The organism is Thauera sedimentorum, assembly GCF_014489115.1.
In the GTDB taxonomy this organism is placed as follows: domain Bacteria; phylum Pseudomonadota; class Gammaproteobacteria; order Burkholderiales; family Rhodocyclaceae; genus Pseudothauera; species Pseudothauera sedimentorum.
In genome coordinates this window covers 1,323,879-1,340,514 of the sequence record NZ_JACTAH010000002.1, presented here as the reverse complement: position 1 = coordinate 1,340,514, position 16,636 = coordinate 1,323,879, and the positions used below count along the sequence as shown (strand labels likewise).

Annotated in this window: 14 protein-coding genes; 11 read left to right on the top strand and 3 right to left on the bottom strand. The window is 69.3% G+C overall.

The window, feature by feature from the left end; genetic code table 11:
• Positions 1-26 precede the first annotated feature (26 nt).
• Together thiE and thiD are read right to left on the bottom strand one after the other, a co-directional pair.
• Positions 27-683 carry a thiamine phosphate synthase gene (gene thiE / locus IAI53_RS16095; protein ID WP_187719153.1) on the bottom strand — a complete coding sequence of 219 codons (657 nt, stop codon included), beginning with the start codon at positions 681-683 and terminating at the stop codon, positions 27-29.
• Entirely contained in the window at positions 673-1,521 is an 849-nt protein-coding gene (thiD, locus tag IAI53_RS16090) for a bifunctional hydroxymethylpyrimidine kinase/phosphomethylpyrimidine kinase (RefSeq protein WP_187719152.1), read from the bottom strand. Before thiD ends, thiE begins: the two co-directional genes overlap by 11 nt.
• Positions 1,522-1,642: 121 nt before the next feature.
• On the opposite strand from thiD, the gene IAI53_RS16085 reads away from it, so the two are divergent.
• The 6 genes from IAI53_RS16085 to IAI53_RS16060 all read left to right on the top strand — a co-directional run bounded on the left by IAI53_RS16085 (position 1,643) and on the right by IAI53_RS16060 (position 11,134).
• Positions 1,643-1,795, top strand: coding sequence for a rubredoxin (locus IAI53_RS16085; RefSeq protein ID WP_285891460.1), 153 nt, complete (start codon positions 1,643-1,645; stop codon positions 1,793-1,795).
• 89 nt (positions 1,796-1,884) lie between these two features.
• The gene (gene pilG / locus IAI53_RS16080; protein WP_187719150.1) at positions 1,885-2,271 is read left to right on the top strand and encodes a twitching motility response regulator PilG; all 387 of its coding nucleotides are present in this window, start codon (positions 1,885-1,887) and stop codon (positions 2,269-2,271) included.
• Positions 2,272-2,310: 39 nt separating this feature from the next.
• Positions 2,311-2,676 carry a response regulator gene (locus IAI53_RS16075; protein WP_222948324.1) on the top strand — a complete coding sequence of 122 codons (366 nt, stop codon included), beginning with the start codon at positions 2,311-2,313 and terminating at the stop codon, positions 2,674-2,676.
• Between the two features lie 3 nt (positions 2,677-2,679).
• Positions 2,680-3,192, top strand: coding sequence for a chemotaxis protein CheW (locus IAI53_RS16070; RefSeq protein WP_187719149.1), 513 nt, complete (start codon positions 2,680-2,682; stop codon positions 3,190-3,192).
• A 57-nt stretch (positions 3,193-3,249) separates the two neighbouring features.
• Positions 3,250-5,391, top strand: coding sequence for a methyl-accepting chemotaxis protein (locus tag IAI53_RS16065; RefSeq protein ID WP_187719148.1), 2,142 nt, complete (start codon positions 3,250-3,252; stop codon positions 5,389-5,391).
• Positions 5,392-5,419: 28 nt separating this feature from the next.
• Positions 5,420-11,134 (top strand): hybrid sensor histidine kinase/response regulator, encoded by a 5,715-nt coding sequence (locus IAI53_RS16060; protein ID WP_187719147.1) that lies wholly within the window; start codon positions 5,420-5,422, stop codon positions 11,132-11,134.
• A gap of 21 nt (positions 11,135-11,155) precedes the next feature.
• On the opposite strand, the gene IAI53_RS16055 is transcribed toward IAI53_RS16060, so the two are convergent.
• Entirely contained in the window at positions 11,156-12,598 is a 1,443-nt protein-coding gene (locus IAI53_RS16055) for a cryptochrome/photolyase family protein (protein ID WP_187719146.1), read from the bottom strand.
• A gap of 95 nt (positions 12,599-12,693) precedes the next feature.
• Here IAI53_RS16055 and IAI53_RS16050 point away from each other — a divergent pair, with 95 nt between their 5' ends.
• The 5 genes from IAI53_RS16050 to IAI53_RS16030 are packed head-to-tail and all read left to right on the top strand — an operon-like array spanning position 12,694 to position 16,450.
• A complete protein-coding gene (locus IAI53_RS16050; RefSeq protein ID WP_187719145.1) occupies positions 12,694-13,260 on the top strand; it encodes a YqgE/AlgH family protein in 567 nt (188 codons plus the stop codon).
• Positions 13,253-13,714: a Holliday junction resolvase RuvX gene (ruvX, locus tag IAI53_RS16045; RefSeq protein WP_187719144.1), complete on the top strand. Its 462-nt coding sequence runs from the start codon at positions 13,253-13,255 to the stop codon at positions 13,712-13,714. Before IAI53_RS16050 ends, ruvX begins: the two co-directional genes overlap by 8 nt.
• Positions 13,701-14,201: a bifunctional pyr operon transcriptional regulator/uracil phosphoribosyltransferase PyrR gene (gene pyrR, locus IAI53_RS16040; protein ID WP_187719143.1), complete on the top strand. Its 501-nt coding sequence runs from the start codon at positions 13,701-13,703 to the stop codon at positions 14,199-14,201. Before ruvX ends, pyrR begins: the two co-directional genes overlap by 14 nt.
• Positions 14,194-15,153, top strand: a complete 960-nt coding sequence (locus IAI53_RS16035; protein WP_187719142.1) for an aspartate carbamoyltransferase catalytic subunit — start codon at positions 14,194-14,196, stop codon at positions 15,151-15,153. Before pyrR ends, IAI53_RS16035 begins: the two co-directional genes overlap by 8 nt.
• Before the next feature lie 19 nt (positions 15,154-15,172).
• The gene (locus IAI53_RS16030) at positions 15,173-16,450 is read left to right on the top strand and encodes a dihydroorotase (protein ID WP_187719141.1); all 1,278 of its coding nucleotides are present in this window, start codon (positions 15,173-15,175) and stop codon (positions 16,448-16,450) included.
• Positions 16,451-16,636 lie beyond the last annotated feature (186 nt).

The window sequence follows — 16,636 nt, the reverse complement described above, 5'->3', positions numbered from 1 at the left end:
ATTCGTTCGCTTGCTTGAAAAGGGAGTCATTGTGGCCGCGCGGCCGGGCGGGGTCCAGCACGGAAGACCGCGGCGTACTCGGCACCGCGCACGGCCGGGTCGGGAGCGGCGAACACGTCGCTGATCACCGCCAGCAGGTCGGCGCCGGCAGCGACCAGCTGGGCCGCATTCTCCGCGGTGATGCCACCGATCGCCGCCACCGGCCGACCGAGCTCGCGTCGTGCGCGGCCGAGCAGTTCCAGCGGCGCACGCACCGCGGCCGGCTTGGTGGGCGAGGCGAACATCGCCCCGAAGGCGAGGTAGTCGGCGCCGGCACGGGCGCCGGCCACGGCGCGCGCCCACTCGTCGTAACAGGACACGCCGATGATGCGTCCGGCACCGAGGCGCGCGCGGGCCGCGGCCGGGTCGCCGTCGTCGCGTCCGAGATGGACGCCGTCGGCGGCGATGTCGAGCGCCAGCTCGACGCTGTCATTGACCACCATCGGCACGCCGGCGGCACGGCACAGGGCCAGCACCTCTGCGGCCTGGGTACGGCGCCCGGCAGCATCCAGCAGCTTGTTGCGGTACTGCAGCAGCACCGGGCGCGCCGCGAGCGCCCGGCCCACGCGCGCCAGCAGCGTGGCGGTGTCGGGTTCGTCGGGCGTGACCAGGTAGAGCCCGCGCAGCGGCCATTCAGCGCTCATCGTCGTCGCGTGGCCGCGCCCAGAAGAAACGGTCGGGCACCGCGCCGCCCATGCCGGGGCGATAGGCCGCAGCGAGCGCGGCCTGGGTGAACTCCTGCGCCTCGCGCACCGCCTCGGGCACGCTCATGCCGTGGGCGAGCGCCGCCGCGGCGGCTGCCGAAAGCGTCGCCCCCGCGCCCAGGAATGTGCCGGGAAGGCGCTCCCAGGCGTCGGTGCGGATGACGCCCTCGGCACTGATCAGCCGGTTGACCACCTGCGCGCCGGGCTGCGCGGAACCGGTCAGCAGCACGTACTCGGTACCCAGAGCGATCAAGCGCGCCGCGGCCTCCTGCGGACCGAGCGGCGGCCCGCTGTCGTCGTCCTCGTCCGCATCCACGCCGGCCAGGCGGACGATCTCGTCACGTCCGGTCACCAGCAGGGTGACCTGGGGCAGGATCAGTTCGACCAGCGCCGCGACCATGTCCTCGGCCTCCGCGTCGTCGCTCGGCCCGCAGGCCAGCGCAGGCTCGAGCACCAACGGCACGTCGGGATAGTCCGACAGGATCTCCGCCACCGCGGCCACGTTCTCCACGCCGCCGCACATGCCGAGCTTGAAGGCCTGTACCGGGATGTCCTCGAGCACCACCCGCGCCTGCAGGGCGAACACGTCCGGGTCGATAGACAGCAGATCGTCCACGCCGCGCGTGTCGCGCACGCTGACCGAGGTCACCACGCCCAGCGGATGACAGCCCATGCTGCCGAGCGTCAGCAGGTCGGCCTGCAGCCCTCCGCCGCCGGTGGCATCGCTGGCGGCAAGGCAGAGAACGATCGGGGGAAACTCGGGAAGCGCAGCGGGCATGATCCGGGGGGGCGCCGGCCAGGACTGGCACGGCGGACTGAATGCGGTAAGATTTGGCGCATTTTACGTCAATCATCACCGAGCACGCCGCCCGATGACCGACACCGGATACAAGACCTACATGTGCCTGATCTGCGGCTTCATCTACGACGAGGCTGCCGGACTGCCGGCCGACGGCATCCCCCCCGGGACCCGCTGGGAGGACCTGCCGCCGAACTGGACCTGCCCGGAGTGCGAAGCGCGCAAGGAAGACTTCGAGCTTGTCGAGATATGACGCCCGCGCAGCACGCGTGAATCCAATGATGTATGCTTGCGCCTTCCCGCCGGCGGGGCGGGGCGCACGAACCAGCGAGGACTGACACCATGGACCTGAGCGGACTGAAGGTGATGGTGATTGACGACAGCAACACCATCCGGCGCAGCGCGGAGATCTTTCTCGGCCAGGCCGGCTGCCAGGTCCTGCTCGCCGAGGACGGCTTCGACGCCCTAGCCAAGATCGCCGACCACCATCCCGACGTGATCTTCGTGGACATCATGATGCCGCGCCTGGACGGCTACCAGACCTGCGCGCTGATCAAGAAGAACCCCCGCCTGTCCTCCACCCCGGTGATCATGCTGTCCTCCAAGGACGGCCTGTTCGACCGCGCGCGCGGCAGGATGGTGGGTTCGGACGAATACCTCACCAAACCCTTCACCAAGGACAGCCTGCTCAAGACGGTGGCCGAACACGCCCCGAAGCGGGCCGGCTGAACCTGGCAACAACGGAAACGGAGACGGAAGGCCAAGACGATGCCGATCAAGAAAATCCTCGTGGTTGACGATTCCCCCACCGAGCGCCTGGCGCTGACCGAACTGCTGGTCAAGCACGGCTACCAGGTCGTGACCGCCGAGAACGGCGAGGACGCGATCGCCAAGAGCAAGAGCGAAATGCCCGACCTGATCCTGATGGACGTGGTCATGCCCGGCATGAACGGCTACCAGGCCACCCGCACGATCTCGCGCGACGAGGCCACCCGCGCCATCCCCATCATCATGTGCACCAGCAAGGGACTGGAAACGGACCGCATCTGGGGCATGCGCCAGGGCGCCTACGACTACCTCGTCAAGCCGGTGGACCAGGCGGAACTGCTCGGTCGCATCCAGGCACTGGGCTGATCCATGGCCAAGCGGATCAGCCTGCGCGAGTTCCAGGAAAGCCTGGTCCGGCGCCTGGCCGAGGCACAGACCGGCGACCGCCGCGCGCTGCTCGGCCTTCAGGCCGGCAGCGAGAACTGGCTGATCGACCTCACCGACAGTGGCGAAATCCTGCCGGTGCCGCCGCTCAGCCCGGTCCCGCTAACCCGTCCATGGTTCGGCGGCGTCGCCAACGTGCGTGGCACGCTGTTCGGCGTGGTCGATTTCTCGGCCTTCCAGCAGGGGGCGCCGATCTCCCCGGCAGGCCATGCGCGCCTGGTGCTGGTCGGCGCCAAGCATGGCATCAACAGTGCAATCCTGGTCTCCCGCGCGCTGGGCCTGCGCAGCCGGGAAGACTTCGAAGCAGACCAGGGCGAGGCCGACCCCCGCCCCTGGGTCGCCCAGCGCCTGCGCGACAACCAGAACCGGCTGTGGCTGAAGCTCGACGTGCCCAAGCTGCTGGCGCATCCCGGGTTTCTCGACGCAGGTATCGAATAAGCATTCACGCCGGAGCCGATCCGGCCAGCATTGACCCTTTGTGGCGGAGCACGCGACATGGCATTTAAGTTTCCAGAGCTGTCCCTAGGAAAGAAGAAGACCGTCCCGGCCGAATCGGCCTCCGACACCACCATTCTGGAAACCCACGACACCCCGCCACCAGCCGCGGCCAAGGGCTCGTCAGGCAGCGAGCCGCAACAGGCGCGCCCGGTGGCGGAGCGGCTGCGCAACCTCGGCGCCCTGTTCACCGTGCTGGTCCTGCTCACCGCCGGCCTGCTGGTCTACCAGGGCCGTCAGGCCGGTCACGCCACCACCTATGTGGCCAGTGCGGGCGAAATGCAGATGCTCTCCCAGCAGATCGCCAAGGCCGCCCAGCTCTCGCTGCAGGGCAACGCCCAGGCCTTCTCCGAGCTTCGCCAGGCCAGCGCCCGCTTCGGCATGTTGCTGCGCGCCCTCACCCAGGGCGGCGAGATCGACGACCGTTCGGTGCCGGCGAGCCCCGACGCCGCACAGCCCGCACTGCAGAAGCTCACCGAAGCCTGGCGCAAGACCGAGCAGGACACCGCCGCCCTGCTCGCCCAGGAAAAGAACCTGATCACGCTCAACGAATCGGTCGACGCCATCAACGCCAGCAACGCGACGCTGCTCGACCTCACCGAGCAGGTCGCTTCGCTCAAGCTGCTCGGCGGCGCCAACCCTCGTGACATCGCCACCGCCAACCGTGCGGTGATGCTGACCCAGCGCATGGCCAAGAACGCCAACGCGCTGCTGGTGGCCGACGCCATCGACCCCGAAGTGGCCTTCCTGCTCGGCAAGGACACCAATACCTTCCGCGAACACCTCGCCCAGTTGCAGCAGGCCTCCAACGACGCCGAGACCCGCGCCCGCCTGGCCGAGCTCGACCAGACCGCGCAGGAGACCCTCAACTCGGTCACCGGCATCCTCGGCAACATCCAGCTGCTGGTGCAGGCCAAGCAGGCCGGCAGCCGCATCTTCCGCGATTCCACCCCGCTGCTCGCGCGCACCAACGAGTTGTCCGAGGCCTACAACCAGGCCTTCCGCGGCCTCAATCCGATCACCCTGCTGGTGGTGGTCTCCGCGCTGGCCGGCATCGCCGTACTGGCCATGATGGCCAAGGCCTACAACGACGATATCGCCAGCCGACGCCTCGAGTCGGAACGTCAGCGCCTCAGCGCCGAAGGCGAACGCAACCAGACCCAGCAGGCCATCCTGCGGCTGATGAACGAGATGGGCGATCTGGCCGACGGCGACCTCACCATCCGCGCCACGGTGTCGGAAGACATCACCGGGGCGATCGCCGACTCGGTGAACTACACCATTGAGGAACTGTCGGTGCTGGTACGCCGCATCAACGACGCCGCCACCCGCGTGACCGCCGCCACCCAGTCCGCCCAGCAGACCTCCAACGAACTGCTCGCCGCCACCGAGAAGCAGGCGCAGGAACTGAAGGCCGCCGGCAGCACGGTCGAGCAGATGGCCCAGTCGATGACCGAATCCTCGGCCCGCGCGCTGCAGTCCGCACAGGTCGCGCGACGCTCTCTGGATTCTGCGCGCAAGGGCGCGGACGCGGTGGAGAACACCATCCGCGGCATGAACGACATCCGCGAGAAGATCCAGGAAACCTCCAAGCGCATCAAGCGTCTGGGCGAATCCTCGCAGGAGATCGGCGAAATCGTGGAACTGATTTCCGACATTACCGAGCAGACCAACGTGCTCGCGCTCAACGCCGCCATCCAGGCGGCCTCGGCAGGCGAAGCGGGCCGCGGCTTCACCGTGGTGGCGGAAGAGGTGCAGCGCCTGGCGGAGCGTTCGGCGGAGGCGACCAAGCAGATCTCGGCGATCGTGAAGACCATTCAGACCGACACCCAGGACGCGGTGGGCGCCATGGAAAACGCCACCCGAGACGTGGTCGAGGGCGCCCAGCTGTCCGACGCCGCGGGCCAGGCGCTGTCCGAGATCGGCCAGGTGTCGATGGAAACCGCCCGCCTGATCGAACAGATTTCCACCGACACCCAGCGTCAGGCCGCCACCGCCACCGGCGTGGCACAGAGCATGAAGGACATTCTCAGCATCACCGAGCAGACCACCCGCGGCACCCAGCAGACGGCTGTGTCGATCGGCCAGCTGGCCGACCTCGCCGTCGAACTGAAGGGTTCGGTGTCGGGCTTCAAGGTCTGACACATCTCCCCAGGCAAGAGACCGACACATGACGCATGCAACGGAACGCGATCTCGGCCCACTGACCTGGGTCAAGGGCGAAATCGACAACGCACTCGCACGCGCGACCGAAGGGCTCGAGCAGGCGGCATCGGCTGCCGACCCGGCGAGCCAGGTGCAGTTCGCCCAGACGCACCTGCACCAGGCGCGCGGCGCATTGTCGATCGTCGGACTCGACGGCCTGACGCAGTTCGCCGATGCGCTCGACCAGTTGCTCGGCGCTGCGGTACGCGGCGAACTGACCGCGGACGATCGCCTGCTCGAGCTCGGCCGTCGCAGTCTCTCGGCCATCGGCAACTACCTCGAGGAACTGGTTCACGGGGCCGCCGACCAGCCACTGAGGCTGGCCGCTCTCTACGGCGAGATCCAGTCCGCCCGCGGCCGTGAAGGCGTTCCGGCAGCCGATCTGTTCTTCCCCGACCTCGGCCGTCGCCCGCCGCGCCGGCCCACCCCCGCCCCCCTGTCGGACGAGGCTCGCCGCACCCGCTTGCGGGAACTGCGCACCCAGTTCGAACTCGGCCTGCTCGGCTGGCTACGCGCTCCCGAGGACCCGGCCGGCGCGCACACCATGCGCGACGCGGTCGCGGGCATCGAACAGACGCTGGCCAGTTCTCCCGCGCGCGCCCTGTGGTGGGCCAGCATCGCGCTGTTCGAAGCGCTCGCCGCCGGCGATCTCCCGCCCGACCTGGAAACCCGGAAGCTCTGCGCGCAGCTCGACGCCCAGCTGCGCCGCACGCTGGGCGGCAACAGCACCGTCCCCGACCGGTTGATGCGCGAAGTCCTCTACCGCGTCGCCCAGGCACCGGCCACCACCCCTCATCAGCGCGAGGTGCACGACACCTGGCAGCTGGATGCGCTGATCCCCGAACCGGGCTCCGCGGTCAGCGATGCTCCGCTCGGCCCCCTCCTCCAGGGCCTGCGCAACAGGCTCAGTGCGGCCAAGGAAACCTGGGACGAATTCTGCGGCGGCGGCGCCTCGGCCCTGCCCCGCTTCGAGACCCAACTCCGTGAGCTTGCCCAGCAGTCCGAGCAGCTTGGCCGCCCGGCCTTCGTGCGCCTGCTGGTCGGGCTGGACGGTTTCCTGCAGTGGCTGCGCAAGGATCCGCTGCAGCTCAACGAAGCCCTGTCGCTCGAGATCGCCACTGCGCTGCTGCTCGGCGAAGCCGCTCTCGAGCGCGGCGGCCCGGATGCAAGCTTCTCCTCGCAGGTCGCCGACACGCTCAAGCGCATTGCCGCGATGATGCGCGGCGAAGCGGTCGAGGCAGCAGAAAACTCCGCGACCACCCAGGGGGCCCGCCGCAACCAGGAACGCGAAGCGCTCGCCCAGCTGTCGCGCGAAATCATCTCCAGCCTTGCACATATCGAGCAGGCACTGGACGACTTCTTCCGCAACAACGACAAGCGCGCCCCGCTCGCCTCGCTCGGCGCGCCCTTGCATCAGATCGAAGGTGCGCTGAGCCTGCTCGGTGACGACGAGGCCATTGCCCTGGTCCACGAGGCCGCCGACGAGATCGCAGCCCTCGCCGAGGCCGATGCGCCGGTCGAGCCCGGCCAGTCCGAGTCCCTCGCCCATCGACTCTCCGCGCTCGGCTTCTACATCCAGGCGCTCCAGCACGGCCCAGCCAGCCTGGCGCGCTTCCTGAACCCCGACGCCCCCGAGGCGGAAGCGGTGGAACCTCCGCCCCTCGCCGAAGAAGAGGCCGTCGCCGTCATGCCCGAGGAGCCGGCCACCACCGCAGCCGAGCGCCAGCCCGTCGGCGAGCCGGAAGCGGAACAAGCCCCCACGGCCACCGAGGAAACGGCAGCCGCCGAACCACCGGAAGAGCCCGCGCTCGCGGAGCTCGCGCTACCCGAGGAGATCCTCGCCGAGGAGGACTTCACCACCGAGCCCGGTCCCGCGCCGGTGGAGGTTCCCGCTCCGGCGGCCGAAACCCGGCGGCTGATCGAGGCCAGCGAGGAGGAGATCGACGCCGAACTGCTGGACATCTTCATCGAAGAAGCCCACGAGGTGCTCGCATCGATCGGCGAACACCTGGAGCTGTCGCGCACCGAACCGTCCAACACCGAGTATTTCACCGCCATCCGGCGCGGCTTCCACACCCTGAAGGGCAGCGGACGCATGGTCGGCCTGCGCGAGTTCGGCGAAGCCGCCTGGGGGCTGGAGCAGACCCTCAACCGCTGGCTGCAGCTCGAATGGACGCCCACGCCGGCCCTGCACCACCTCGTCGATGCCGCTCACCAGACCTTCAGCGCCTGGGTGGAGCAACTCGAGCAAGGCGGTCCGCACGGCCGCGACGCCACTGCGCTCCTGGCTGAAGCCGAGCGCCTGCGCAGCAGCGATGCGCCGATCCACGACCCCGGGATCATTCCGGAAACCGCCCCCGCGGAAGCCGCCTCGGCGGCCGACAGCGTGCCGACCTTCGACCTGGAACTCTCCGGCGAAGGCGAGATCCTGCCGTTCGGCCATCCGTCCGAGGAAGCGGCGACTGCCCCGGCCACCGGCGAGGCGCCCGCCGAAACGGGCGCGGAGGCACAAGCACAGACCGCCGAAGAACTAGAGTTCGAGCCCTTCCCCGAACCGATCGAAGCGACCGAGTTCGACTTGCCGGCGGAAGAGGCGCCTGCCGCCGGGCCTGACGAAAGTCTGCTTCCGGCTCAGGATGAGTCCGCAGAGCCGTCTGCCGCCGCGGAAGCCGAAGCAGCCCCCGAGATCGAGGAAGCCTCGCTGGAAGAGTTCGAGCTCGACCTCGAGAGCGAATTCGAACTCGACAAGCAGCGCGCAACCGAGCCGGCGGCCGAAGCGCCGCCCGCGAGCGCCGACTGGGATGAAGAAGCGACCATCATCCTGCCCGAACCGCCGCCCGCCGCGCCGGCAGAAGCGACCGCCGAGCCCGAACCCGAGTCCGAACCTGAATCCGGGCCCGAAGCGCCCCCCGAGCCCGATCTCGTGCGCATCGGCGATGCGGAGATCTCGCACCCGCTGTACGACCTCTACCTTGCCGAGGCGCGCCATCACCTGGCGACCCTGCATCAGGAACTCGCCCGCCTGCAGAGCAACCCGGTCCTGCTGCCGCCGGAAGTATCGATCCGTGCCGCGCATACCCTGGGCGGCATCTCGGGCACGGCCCGGATGATGCCGCTGCAGGCGCTGGCACGTGCCCTCGAGTACGCCCAGACGCGCAGCCGGGACAACCAGATTCCGCCGACCGCGGAGCAGGCCGCCCTGCTGCAGAGCACGCTGGAGACGCTCGAGGCCATGTTCGTCGAGGTGACGGACCGGCGCATGCCCCTGCCGGTGCCCGAGCTCATCGAACAGCTCGAGGCCGTCGGTCGCCCGCCGGTCGAGAGCCCGGTCGTGGAAACGCCACGCGCCGAAGAGCCGTCCGAGCGTCCGCTCGCGGCCCCGGTCGAGGAGCAGGCCGCACCTGCCGCCGAACTGCCGGCGCCCCCGCCCGCCGCGCCGGTGCATGACGAGATCGACACCCAGCTGCTGCCGATCTTCCTCGAGGAAGGTGCCGAGCTGCTGAGCGAGCTGCACGGCGCACTGCGCGCCTGGCGCGGCGAAGAAGCCAACGCGGAGCAACCGCAGCGCATCGCCCGCCTGCTGCACACCCTCAAGGGCAGCGCGCGCATGACCGGGGCGATGAACCTCGGCGAGCACGTCCACCAGATGGAATCGGCCTTCGAGGCCCAGCGCAAGACCGGACAGGACACCGGCGCGCTGATCGACTACCTCGAAGGCGGCCTGGACGTGGTCGAGCAGGCCATCGACGCGCTGGCCAGCGGCGAACCCACGACGGCCATCGAGGCAGCCACCGCCCCCGCCGACAAGGCCGCCGCCGCCGAGACGGTGGAGATCGCCGCCGAGCCCGAAGCCGCGGCAGGCAGCGCCACGCTGCGCGTGCGCGCCGACGCGGTGGACAGCTTCGTCAACCAGGCCGGCGAGATCGGCATCGCACGTACCCGCATCGAGGGCGAACTGCGCACCCTGCGCCGCTCGCTGCTCGACCTCACCGAGAACGTCATCCGCCTGCGCAACCAGTTGCGCGAAGTGGAGATCCAGGCCGAAGTGCAGATGCAGTCGCGCATCGCCCAGGCCGAAAGCCACCACGCCGAGTTCGACCCCCTGGAGATGGACCGCTACACCCGTCTGCAGGAACTCACCCGGATGATGGCCGAGAGCGTCAACGACGTCACCACGGTGCAGCAGAACCTGTTGAAGAACCTGGACGGCGCCGACGTCGCCCTGCACAGCCAGGCGCGCATGTCGCGCGAGCTGCAACAGGCGCTGATGCAGGTGCGCATGGTGCCCTTCGACAGCCTCGCCGACCGCCTCTACCGCGTGGTGCGCCAGAGCGCCAAGGACCTGGGCAAGCGCGCCACGCTGGACCTGCGCGGCGGCCGCATCGAACTCGACCGCGGCGTGCTGGAGCACATGGTCGCCCCGCTCGAGCACCTGCTGCGCAACTCGGTGGCCCACGGCATCGAGGACATCGAAGCCCGCCGCGCCGCCGGCAAGGCGGAGATCGGCGAGATCACCCTGACCGTGCGCCAGGAAGGCAATGAAATCGCGATCGAGCTGGCCGACGACGGCGCCGGTCTCAACTTTGCCCGTATCGCCGAGAAGGCCCGCGCCGCCGGCCTGCTGGGCGCCGACGAGCAGGCCGACGACCGTCGCCTGACCAACCTGATCTTCGTCCCCGGCTTCTCGACCGCCGGCTCGGTATCCACCGTGTCGGGCCGCGGCGTCGGCATGGACGTGGTCAAGAGCGAGACCGCCGCGGTCGGCGGGCGAATCGAGGTCGCCAGCCAACCCGGCCAGGGCACCAGCTTCCGCATCTACCTGCCGCTCACGCTGGCGGTCACCCAGGCCCTGCTGGTACGCGCCGGCAACCGCAGCTGGGCGATCCCGTCTAGCATGATCGCCCAGGTGCTCGAACTGAAGACCGACGCCCTGGAGCGCCTGCGCAGCGAAGGCGGCACCGACTGGCAGGACGAGCACTACAGCTACCGCTACCTTCCGCGCCTGCTGGGCGACCACCACACCCAGCCGGAAGTCCAGCGCTTCAACTGGGTGCTGCTGCTGCGTGCCGGCGCACAGACCCTGGCACTGCATGTCGATGCGCTGCGCGGCAACCAGGAAATCGTGGTCAAGAACGCCGGCCCGCAGATCGCCCGCCTGGTGGGCGTCTCCGGTGCCACGGTGCTGGGCGACGGCGAGATCGTGCTCATCCTCAACCCGGTGGCCCTGGCCAGCCGCGGCCTGGGGGCCGACGAATCGCCGGGCGACGACATCGCTGCCGGCGGCGTGCAGGCGGCACCGGCCGCCGCGCGGATTCCGAGCATCATGGTGGTGGACGATTCGCTCACCGTGCGCAAGATCACCGGCCGCCTGCTCGAACGCGAAGGCTACCGCGTGATCACCGCCAAGGACGGCGTCGACGCCCTGGAGAAGCTGCTGGAGACGGTGCCCGACGTGATCCTGTCGGACATCGAAATGCCGCGCATGGACGGCTTCGACCTGGTGCGCAACATCCGCGCCGACGAACGCACCCGGGCGGTGCCGGTGATCATGATCACCTCGCGGCTGGCGGACAAGCACCGCCGCTACGCCGAGGAGATCGGCGCCAACCACTACCTCGGCAAGCCCTTCCAGGAAGAGGAACTGCTCGGCCTGCTCGCGGGCTACACCGCCACGGCTTGAACGCCGGCGCGGCCCGCGGATTCAGCCCTTGACCACGGCGTAGCGTGCCAGCGTGCGCTGGCGCGCCTCGCCGTGGTCGACCAGCGGTGCCGGGTAGTCGCGCCCGATGCGCACCCCGGCCGCGGCCTGATCTGCCGCGCTCATCTTCCACGGCGCGTGGATGTAACGCTCCGGCACCCGGGCCAGCTCCGGCACATAGCGCCGGATGAAGCCACCCTTGGGGTCGAAGCGCTCGGACTGGGTCACCGGATTGAAGATGCGGAAGTAGGGCTGGGCGTCGCAACCGGTGGACGCCGCCCACTGCCAGCCGCCGTTGTTCGCCGCCAGATCGTAGTCGTTGAGCAGCGCAGCGAAGTGGCGCTCGCCGAGACGCCAGTCGATGCCCAGGTCCTTGGTCAGGAAGGACGCGGCGACCATCCGCAGGCGGTTGTGCATGTAGCCGCTCTGGCGCAGCTGGCGCATGCCCGCATCGACGATCGGGTAGCCGGTCCGCCCTTCCTGCCAGGCTTCGAATCCCGCGGGATCGTCCTCCCAGCGCACCCGGTCGTACTCGGGCCGGAAGCTCGCGCTCACCACCCGCGGGTGGTGCCACAGGATCATCTGGTAGAACTCGCGCCAGATCAGCTCATCCACCCAGCACTGTGCGCCCTCGCTGCCCTCGGCCAGCGCCCGGGCGAAGAGTTCGCGCACCGACACGGTGCCGAAACGCAGGTGGGTGGACAGGTAGGACACCCCCTTCAGCGCCGGATAGTCGCGCGCCTCGCGGTAGCGCCCGATGCGGCCCATGAAATCGTCCACCAGCGCCCGCCCGCCGCTCATCCCGGTCGGCAAGCGGAGGGCGGCGAGATCGGTGGGCTCGAAGCCCAGTGCGGCGAGCGCCGGCATGTTGTCCCGCTGCAGCGGCCGGGGCGCCAGCCGCGCAGCGTTCGAGGCCACCGGAAAAGGCTGCAGGCGCGCCGGGTCCAGCTGTCGCCGCCAGGCATTGCGGTAGGGCGTGAATACGCTGAACGGGCGGCCCTCGCGGGTCAGCACCTCGTCGCTCTCGAACACCACCTGGTCCTTGAAGGCGCGAAAGGCGATGCCGTCGCGGGCCAGGGCCTGCATCACCCGGGCATCGCGCGCCAGCGCCTCGGGTTCGTAGTCGCGGTTGGTGAGCACCGCCTGAACCCCGAGTTCGCGGGCCAGGGCGGGGATCTCCCGGTCGGCCCGACCATGCGCGACGATCAGCCCGGCGCCCGGCACCCCGGCCCCGGCGCCAAGCTCGGCCAGCGCGCGGTCGAGCTCCGCGACGGCGTGCCAGATGAACTCGACGCGGCGATCCCGGCGCGCGGGCAGCGCATCGAGAATCTCGGTATCGAAGACGAAAGCGCAATGGACGCGGTCGAACTGTGCCAGCGCCTGCGACAGCGCGGCATTGTCGAAACTGCGCAGATCGCGGCGAAACCAGACAAGGGCGGTATTCATCGGGGTGTTCCGGTCAGGGGCGAGTGGGTAGCGACAAGCGTGGACGGCCGCAGGTTTCCCCTGCTTGTCGCCGCGCAAGCGCGTAAAATGATCGCATGAGCAGCATGACCTCGAACCTCACGCATCACTTCCTGATCGCCATGCCCAGCATGGCGGATCCCAATTTTGCCCGCACGCTCACCTACATCGCCGAACATAACGATCAGGGCGCGCTCGGCATCATCGTCAATCGCCCGATCGACATGACCCTCGGCGCCCTGTTCGAGCGGGTGGAGCTTCCGCTGGAAGCCGAAGGTTTCACCGACCAGCCGGTCTATTTCGGCGGTCCGGTGCAGACCGACCGTGGCTTCGTGCTGCACCGCCCGGCGGGCGACTGGCATTCCACCCTGCGGGTGAGCGAGGAGGTCGGCCTGACCAGCAGCCGCGACATCCTGCAGGCCATCGGCAGCCAGGGCGAACCGGCGGAGATCCTGGTCAGCCTGGGCTACGCCGGCTGGGCGGCCGGCCAACTCGAGCAGGAGCTTGCCGACAACGCCTGGCTGACCGTGCCGGCGGACATGTCCATCATCTTCGACCTGCCTCCGGAGGAACGGCTGGCTGCCGCGATGCAACAGCTCGGCATCGATTTCGCGAACCTCAGCGACGTGGCGGGGCATGCCTGAAGCTGCGCTCGCGTCCCTGCCCGCACGCGGCACCCTGCTCGGCTTCGACTTCGGACTCGCCCGCATCGGCGTGGCGGTCGGCGAACTCGAAACCGCCCAGGCCAGTCCGCTGACCACGGTGCATGAAGAAGCCGGCGCGCTGCGCTTCGCGGCCATCGGCAAGCTGATCGCCGAATGGCGACCGGTGGCGCTGGTGGTGGGCATCCCCGCCCATCTCGATGGTACCGAACACGACATGAGCGCGCGCTGCAGGCGCTTCGCCAACCAGCTGCACGGCCGCTTCGGCCTGCCGGTGGCGCAGGTGGACGAACGCCTGAGCTCGGCCGAGGCCGAGGGTCGCCTGCGCGACGCCGGCATGGGCCGCTGGCAGGAGCGCAAGGGAGTGCTCGACGCCGCCGCCGCACAGATCATCCTGCAACACTTCCTGGACGCACACCGACATGCCAAACCTTGATGCAGAAGCCCTCTGCGCGCAGCTCATCGAACAGATGCGCCCGCAGGTCAGCGCCGACACCGCCCTGGTCGGCATCCACACCGGCGGCGTGTGGCTGGCCGAACGCCTGCACCAGGCGCTGGGCCTGAAACAGCCGCTGGGCGCGATCGACGTCTCCTTCTACCGCGACGACTACGGCTCCAAGGGCCTGCACCCCCAACCGCAGCGCACCGAGATTCCGTTCAACGTCGAAGGCGCGCACGTGATCATCGTCGATGACGTGCTGTACACCGGCCGCACCACCCGCGCCGCGCTCAACGAATTGTTCGACTTCGGCCGTCCGGCCTGCGTCGAGCTCGCCGTGCTGGTCGACCGCGGCGGGCGCGAGCTGCCGATCGGCGCGCGCTACTGCGCCCACACCCTGCCCCAACCCCTGCCCGCCTCGCAGAGCCTGCAACTGGAACGCGCCGAGGACGGTACTTTCGCCCTGAGGTTGATCGATGCGTGACCCCCAACTGAACAAGCACGGCGAGCTGCAGCACCTGCTCACCCTGGACGGCCTGCCGCGCGAGATCCTCACTGCCATCCTGGACACGGCCGCGCCCTTCACCGAGGTCGCCGAACGCGAGGTCAAGAAGCTGCCGCTGTTGCGCGGCAAGAGCGTGTTCAACCTGTTCTTCGAGAACTCCACGCGCACCCGCACCACCTTCGAGATCGCCGCCAAGCGCCTGTCGGCCGACGTGGTGAACCTCAACATCAACACCAGCTCGGCCTCCAAGGGCGAGAGCCTGCTCGACACGGTCGACAACCTGTGCGCGATGCAGGCCGACATGTTCGTGGTGCGCCACGCCGCCAGCGGCGCGCCGGTGCTGATCGCCCAGCACCTGCAGGCCACCGGGCGGGAGCACATCCACGTGGTCAATGCCGGCGACGGGCGCCACGCCCACCCCACCCAGGGGCTGCTGGACATGTACACCATCCGCCACTACAAGCGCGACTTCACGAAGCTGACGGTGGCCATCGTCGGCGACGTGCTGCACTCGCGGGTGGCGCGCAGCCAGATCGGCGCGCTGCGCACTCTGGGCGTGCCGGAGATCCGCGTCATCGGCCCCAAGACCCTGCTGCCTACCGCGCTCGAGCAGTTGGGCGTGCGCGTCTTCCACGACATGCGCGAAGGGCTCAAGGACGTGGACGTGGTGATGATGCTGCGCCTGCAGAACGAGCGCATGAACGGCGCCCTGCTCCCCACTCCGCAGGAGTTCTACAAGGTCTGGGGGCTCACCGCGGAGAAGCTCGCACTCGCCAGACCCGACGCCATCGTCATGCACCCGGGGCCGATGAACCGCGGCGTGGAGATCGACTCCGCCGTGGCCGACGGCGCCCAGGCGGTGATCCTGCCGCAGGTCACCTTCGGCATCGCGGTGCGGATGGCGGTGATGAGCATGCTGGCCGGACAATAAGCAAGGACGCAGAACGCCAATGAGAATCCAGATTGCCAACGGCCGGGTGATCGACCCGGCAAACCAGCTCGACAGCGTCACCGATCTGTTCGTCGCCGACGGCCGCATCCTCGCCCACGGCCGCGCGCCGGACGGCTTCACCGCCGAGCGCGTGATCGACGCGACCGGGCTGGTGGTCTGCCCCGGCCTGATCGACCTCGCCGCGCGCCTGCGCGAACCCGGCTTCGAATACCGCGCCACGCTGGAGTCCGAAATGGAAGCGGCGATGGCCGGCGGCGTCACCAGCCTGGCGATCCCACCCGACACCGACCCCGCGCTGGACGAACCCGGCCTGGTGGAGATGCTCTGCTACCGCGCCAAGAAGCTCAACCGCGCGCACATCTACCCGGTCGGCGCGCTCACCATCGGCCTCAAGGGCGAGCGCCTGTCGGAGATGGCCGAACTGGTCGAGGCCGGCTGCGTGGCCTTCAGCCAGGCCAACGTGCCCATCGTGGACAACGCCGTGCTGATGCGCGCCATGCAGTACGCCGCCACCTTCGACTTCCGCGTCTGGCTGCAGCCCATCGCCCCCTTCCTGTCGCGCGGCGGTTTTGCGCACGACGGCGAATACGCCAGCCGCCTGGGCCTGCCCGGCATCCCGGTGGCCGCCGAAACCGTGGCGCTGTACACCTACCTGCAGCTGGCACAGGCCACCGGCGCACGCCTGCACATCACCCGCCTGTCCTCGGCCGCGGGCCTGCGCCTGATCGAGCAGGCGCGCGCCGACGGCATCGACGTGAGCTGCGACGTGTCGATCAACCACCTGCACCTGTGCGACCGCGACATCGGCCACTTCGACGCCAACTGCCACCTGGTGCCGCCGCTGCGCAGCGACGCCGACCGCGACGCGCTGCGCGCCGCGCTGGCCGACGGGCGCATCGACGCGCTGTGCTCGGACCACACCCCGGTGGACGACGACGGCAAGCTCACCCCCTTCTCCGAATCCGAGGCGGGCGCCACCGGCCTGGAGCTGCTGCTGCCGCTGACCCTGAAGTGGGCGCAGGAAGCCGATGTCGCGCTACCCGACGCGCTGGCCCGGGTGACCGCGGACGCCGCGAAGATCGTCGGCATCACCAAGGCCGGCCATCTGGCACCCGGCGCGCGCGCCGACATCTGCGTGTTCGACCCCGCGGGCAGCACCGCGATCGACCGCCAGACCTTGCGCAGCCAGGGCAAGAACACGCCCTTCCTTGGTCGCGAACTGCCCGGCCGGGTGCGCTACACCCTGGTCGAAGGCCAGGTGATGTTCGGCGAGTAAGACCACCGGTGTAAAGACGCAGGGTCGCTGCGGGAGCCCCGCAGCGAATTACCGGCACCTTGCGCACATGTTTCCGTTGTCTTGATTCTCCAGCCTGACATCAGCATCATGTCAAGGTCATTGCCTCGATCTCCATCCCGCCCGGCAGCAGGCTACGATGATCAGCAGTGATTCGAAGGCCCGACC